The sequence below is a fragment of the Spongiactinospora gelatinilytica genome, from assembly GCF_003236385.1.
Taxonomy (GTDB): Bacteria; Actinomycetota; Actinomycetes; order Streptosporangiales; family Streptosporangiaceae; genus Spongiactinospora; species Spongiactinospora gelatinilytica.
In genome coordinates this window covers 1-4,761 of record NZ_POUA01000486.1, presented here as the reverse complement: position 1 = coordinate 4,761, position 4,761 = coordinate 1, and the positions used below count along the sequence as shown (strand labels likewise).

Here is a 4,761-nt window from a genome sequence, read left to right as displayed (position 1 = left end):
GCCCAGGTCTTCGTGACCCGCCCGCCCACCGAGACGCCCACCGGCCGGTACCTGGGCGTGGCCCACTTCCAGCGGATGCTCCGCGACCCGCCGGGCACGCTGCTCGGCGCCGTGCTGGACGGCTCGCTGGACCCCATCAAACCCGAGCTGAGCGTGCCCGAGGTGGCCTCCTACCTGGCGACCTACAACCTCGTGGCGGCCCCGGTGATGGACGAACTGGGCCGCCTGGTGGGCGCGGTCACGGTGGACGACGTACTCGACCACCTGCTGCCGGAGGACTGGCGGGAGCACCAGGAGCCGGCCCATGACGACTGACCGACCCGGCCGCCCGGACCCGCCCGACCGCGCCGCCCGCGCGGATCGGGTCCGGCACGCCGACCGGCTGGACCAGCCGCGCGCGTTCCGCCGTACGCTGCGGTCGCACTACGACCCCGAGACCTTCGGCAAGCTGTCCGAGCGCATCGCGCGGTTCCTGGGCACGGCGCGTTTTCTGGTCTACATGACCGGGTTCATCGTGGTGTGGGTGCTGTGGAACACGCTCGCCCCGGACACATGGCGGTTCGACGAGTACCCGTTCATCTTCCTGACCCTGATGCTGTCGCTCCAGGCGTCCTACGCCGCGCCGCTGATCCTGCTGGCCCAAAACCGCCAGGACGACCGCAACCGCGTGCAGTACGAGCAGGACCGCATGGTCGCCGGGCGCAACCAGGCCGACACCGAGTACCTGACCCGCGAGCTGGCCGGGCTGCGCATCGCGCTGGCCGACGTGGCCACCCGTGACTTTCTGCACGCCGAACTACAGCGCCTGGTGGACGACGTGCGGGCCAGACCTCGATAAGAGGCCAGGGCGTGTCAGCAGATCTCGGCGGGCAGCAGCTTGCCCAGCAGCGAGGCGCACTGCCGTAGCTCCTGCGGTTCGAGCACGTCCAGGAAGCGGGTCCGGATGCCGCGCAGGTAGGTGGGCGCCGCCTCGGCCAGGCGGGCCTCGCCCGCGTCGGTCAGCACCGCGTACAGACCCCGGGCGTCGCTCGCGCACGCCTCGCGCTCGACCAGGCCCTCACGCTGCAACCGGTCGATCAGCCGGGTCAGGCCGCTGCGGGACAGCAGCACCCGGTCGGCGAGGTCGTTCATCCGCAACCGCCGCTCCGCGGTCTCCGCGAGCTGGTTGAGGACGTCGTAGGAGGCCAGCGGGAGATCGTGGGCCACCATCAGATCGATCTCCAGAAGCCGGGTGACTCGCACCTGGACACGCTGGAGCATGCGCCAGACCGCCAGATCCTCAGGGGAGGCAGCGCCTGCCCCCGGCTGTGCGTCTTCCGCCGTCACAGTCACCCGTCAATCCTAGGACGTTAGCCACCTTCCAGGCGGATGTGGACGAATTCCCGCGGCATACAGTCGCATACCATGGACCCATGGCACCAACCCCGGAGCAGGTGACAGCCGCGCTGGCCACGGTCAACGACCCAGAGATCCGGCGACCGATCACCGAGCTCGAAATGGTCAAGAGCGTTGACATCTCCCCCGAGGGCGCGGTCCGCGTCGGCATCTTTCTCACCGTCGCCGGCTGTCCGATGAAGGACACGATCACCCGCGACGTCACCGCGGCCGTCGGCAGGATCGAAGGCGTCCGCGGGGTGACGGTAGAGCTCGACGTGATGAGCGCCGAGCAACGCAAGGCGCTCCAGACCAGACTACGGGGCGACCGTGGGCCGGAGAAGGAGATCCCGTTCGCCAAGGCGGGCTCGCTGACGAGGGTCTTCGCGGTGGCGAGCGGCAAGGGCGGCGTCGGCAAGTCCTCGGTGACGGTCAACCTGGCCGCGGCGATGGCCGCGAGCGGCCTCAAGGTCGGCGTCGTGGACGCCGACATCTACGGCCACTCGGTCCCCAGGATGCTCGGCGTGAGCGAGCTGCCGACCAAGGTCGAAGACATGATCATGCCGCCGGTCGCGCACGACATCAAGGTGATCTCGGTGGGCATGTTCAAACCGCCGGGCAACACCCCCGTGGTGTGGCGCGGCCCGATGCTCGACCGCGCGCTCTACCAGTTCCTTTCCGACGTCTACTGGGGCGACCTCGACATCTTGCTGATGGACCTGCCGCCGGGCACCGGCGACATCGCCATCTCGGTCGCGCAGCGCATGCCGTCCGCGGAGCTCCTGGTGGTCACCACCCCGCAGCAGGCCGCCGCCGAGGTGGCCGAGCGGGCCGGGTCCATCGCCAGCCAGACCCACCAGCAGGTCGCCGGCGTCATCGAGAACATGGCGTGGCTGCCCTGCCCGCACTGCGACGAGCGCATCGCGGTGTTCGGCGAGGGCGGCGGCCAGGCGGTGGCCGACGGGCTCACCCGCACGCTGGGCGCGCGCGTGCCGCTGCTCGGGCAGATCCCGATCGACCTGCGGCTGCGCGAGGGCGGCGACGAGGGCAAGCCGCTGGTGCTCACCGACCCCGACACCCCGGCCGCGGCCGAGCTGCGCCGCATCGCCACGGGCCTCAGCAGCAAGGGCGCGAGCCTGAAGGGACGCCAGCTCAACCTGTCCCCCGCCTGAGCCGGCGACCGTGGAGACCGAGCGCCTGATTCTGCGCCCGCTGACCGGAGACGACTTCGCCGACTACGCCGCCATGCTGGCCGATCCCGAGGTCGCGGGAGGGCTCGCCGAGAGCGTCGGCGGCTCACCCGCCGACGCCTGGCGCAGCCTCGCGACGTTCATCGGCCACCGGCAGATCCGGGGCTTCTCGCACTGGGCGCTGATCGAGAAGTCCACCGGCCGGTTCGTCGGCCGGGCGGGGCCGTGGCAGCCGCACGGCTTCCCCGGCCTCGGCGTCGGGTGGTGCCTGGCCCGCCCGTACTGGGGCAAGGGGTACGCGACCGAGGCGGCCCGCGCCGCCGTACGGCACTGCTTCACGGTGCTGGGGGCGAGCGAGATCGTCTCGGTCATCCTGCCGGGCAACGAGCGTTCCATCGCCGTCGCCGAGCGCATCGGCCACCGGCACCTGCGCGACCTGACCTATCGGGGGCGGCGCGTCCATCTGTACGGCCAGCAGGCGCCCCCGGCCTGAGGCCCTACGTGGGCAGCGGCCGGTCGGCCACCAGGTGCGACCGCCCGCCCGGTTTCGGGCCGGACCTCAGGTCGCCTCGTGGTCGTAGGGCGGGATCTCGCCGTAGCCCAGCTCGTCGAGCGCGCCGTTGCGCGAGCCGACCGGGTCGAGGGTGTCGACCGCCGTGTCGCCCGGCTTGCGCGACCAGTCGTCATCGTCCTCGAACAGGTGCTTCCTGACGAAGTTTCTGGGGTTGAGGTCGGCCGGATCGAAGTCGGCGAACTCGGGGCCCAGCCCTGACCTGATGTCGTGCTTGGCGTTGTTGGCCATCCGCCGCAGGTTACGCAGCGTGCGCCCGGCCTGGGAGGCGGCCTGGGGCAGCTTCTCCGGGCCGAAGACCAGCAACGCGATCACCACGAGCACCACGACCTCGAAAGGGCCGAGTCCGAACATCGCGATCTCCTACCGCCAGCCGACGGGACCGGGTTTGACCCGGCCCCGTCCTCCAGAGTAATGGCCCGGCTTGATGCCCGGAACGGTCAGGACGGCTGTGGTGACGGCACCGCACCCGCGGCCACGGTGACCGTGGTGGTCTGCTCCTTGCCGCCGCGCTGGAATTTGACCGTTATCTTCTCGCCCGGAGCCTTGCTGCGGATCTGCACCATCAGCTCCTCGGCGTTCTGCACCGGACTGCCGTTCAGCTCGGTGATCACGTCGCCGGGGCGCAGGCCGGCCTTGTCGGCGGGCCCGCCCTTCTCCACCGGAAGCTGGCCGCGGTCGGCCTGGGACGCGATGCGCACGCCCTGCCCCTGGTAGGAGGTGTCGATGCTGATCCCGATCCGGGAGGTCTTGGCGCTACCCGTGGTCACCAGGTCCTCGATGACCCTGCGGGCGTGGTTCATCGGGATCGCGAAGCCGAGGCCGATGCTGCCGCCCTGGCCGCTGGCCGGCGAACGGCCGAGCGTGGCGATGGCGGAGTTGACCCCGATCACCTCGCCCTTGCCGTTGACCAGCGGGCCGCCGGAGTTGCCCGGGTTGATCGCGGCGTCGGTCTGGATGGCGTTGATGTAGCTGGTGTCCATCACGCCGCTCTCGCCGCCGGCGACCACCGGGCGGTTCAGCGAGCTGACGATGCCCAGCGTGACCGTGCCGGACAGGCCGAGCGGCGAGCCGATCGCGATCACCTCGTCGCCCACCACCATGCTGTCGGAGTCGCCAAGCGCGACCTCGGCCAGGCCGAAGGTCTGGTCCGGCTTGAGCACCGCGAGGTCGGAGCCGGGGTCACGGCCCACGATCCGCCCCGAGGTGGTCTTGCGGTTGCTGAACTGGAGGGTGATGGTCGCGCCCTGGGAGGCCGAGGCGGCGACGTGGTTGTTGGTGACGACGTAGCCGCCCTTGACCAGGAAGCCCGAGCCGCTGGTGCCGCCCTCCGCGCCGCCGCTGATCTCGATGGAGACCACGCTCGGCAGCACCCGGGAGGCCACTCCGGCGACCGACTCGGGGGCGCGCTCGACCCGGCCGGTCGGCGAGGCCCCGAGGCTGTAGTCGGGGTCGGTGCCATCGCTGCCGCCACGGGTGACCAGGTAGGTGCCGATGCTGCCGGCGGCCCCGGCGACCAGGGCGATCACCACGGCGATGGCGGCCAGTGCGACCACGCTCGGCGAGCGCCTGGCGGGGGCGGGGCCGCCGCCCGGAACGCCGCCGGGCGGCGGCGTTCGGCGGAAC

Annotated in this window: 7 protein-coding genes; 4 read left to right on the top strand and 3 right to left on the bottom strand. The window is 71.4% G+C overall.

From position 1 onward, the window contains the following. Together C1I98_RS35390 and C1I98_RS35385 are read left to right on the top strand one after the other, a co-directional pair. A partial coding sequence (locus C1I98_RS35390; RefSeq protein ID WP_146607835.1) for a CBS domain-containing protein occupies nt 1-315 on the top strand: 315 nt, incomplete at its 5' end. Next, nucleotides 305-838, top strand: a complete 534-nt coding sequence (locus C1I98_RS35385; protein WP_111171669.1) for a DUF1003 domain-containing protein — start codon at nt 305-307, stop codon at nt 836-838. The genes C1I98_RS35390 and C1I98_RS35385, both read left to right, overlap by 11 nt. 14 nt (nt 839-852) lie before the next feature. Here the strand turns inward: C1I98_RS35385 and C1I98_RS35380 are convergent, their stop codons facing one another. Then, nucleotides 853-1,242, bottom strand: a complete 390-nt coding sequence (locus tag C1I98_RS35380) for a MarR family winged helix-turn-helix transcriptional regulator (protein ID WP_233508458.1) — start codon at nt 1,240-1,242, stop codon at nt 853-855. A 170-nt stretch (nt 1,243-1,412) separates the two neighbouring features. Here C1I98_RS35380 and C1I98_RS35375 point away from each other — a divergent pair, with 170 nt between their 5' ends. Next, the gene (locus C1I98_RS35375) at nt 1,413-2,546 is read left to right on the top strand and encodes an Mrp/NBP35 family ATP-binding protein (protein ID WP_111171667.1); all 1,134 of its coding nucleotides are present in this window, start codon (nt 1,413-1,415) and stop codon (nt 2,544-2,546) included. 10 nt (nt 2,547-2,556) lie between these two features. Continuing rightward, nucleotides 2,557-3,057, top strand: a complete 501-nt coding sequence (locus C1I98_RS35370; protein WP_111171666.1) for a GNAT family N-acetyltransferase — start codon at nt 2,557-2,559, stop codon at nt 3,055-3,057. A gap of 66 nt (nt 3,058-3,123) precedes the next feature. On the opposite strand, the gene C1I98_RS35365 is transcribed toward C1I98_RS35370, so the two are convergent. Both C1I98_RS35365 and C1I98_RS35360 read right to left on the bottom strand, forming a co-directional pair. Continuing rightward, nucleotides 3,124-3,489 carry a sec-independent translocase gene (locus tag C1I98_RS35365; RefSeq protein ID WP_111171665.1) on the bottom strand — a complete coding sequence of 122 codons (366 nt, stop codon included), beginning with the start codon at nt 3,487-3,489 and terminating at the stop codon, nt 3,124-3,126. An 86-nt stretch (nt 3,490-3,575) separates the two neighbouring features. Next, on the bottom strand, nt 3,576-4,761 hold a 1,186-nt coding region (locus C1I98_RS35360; protein WP_146607834.1), incomplete at its 5' end, for a S1C family serine protease.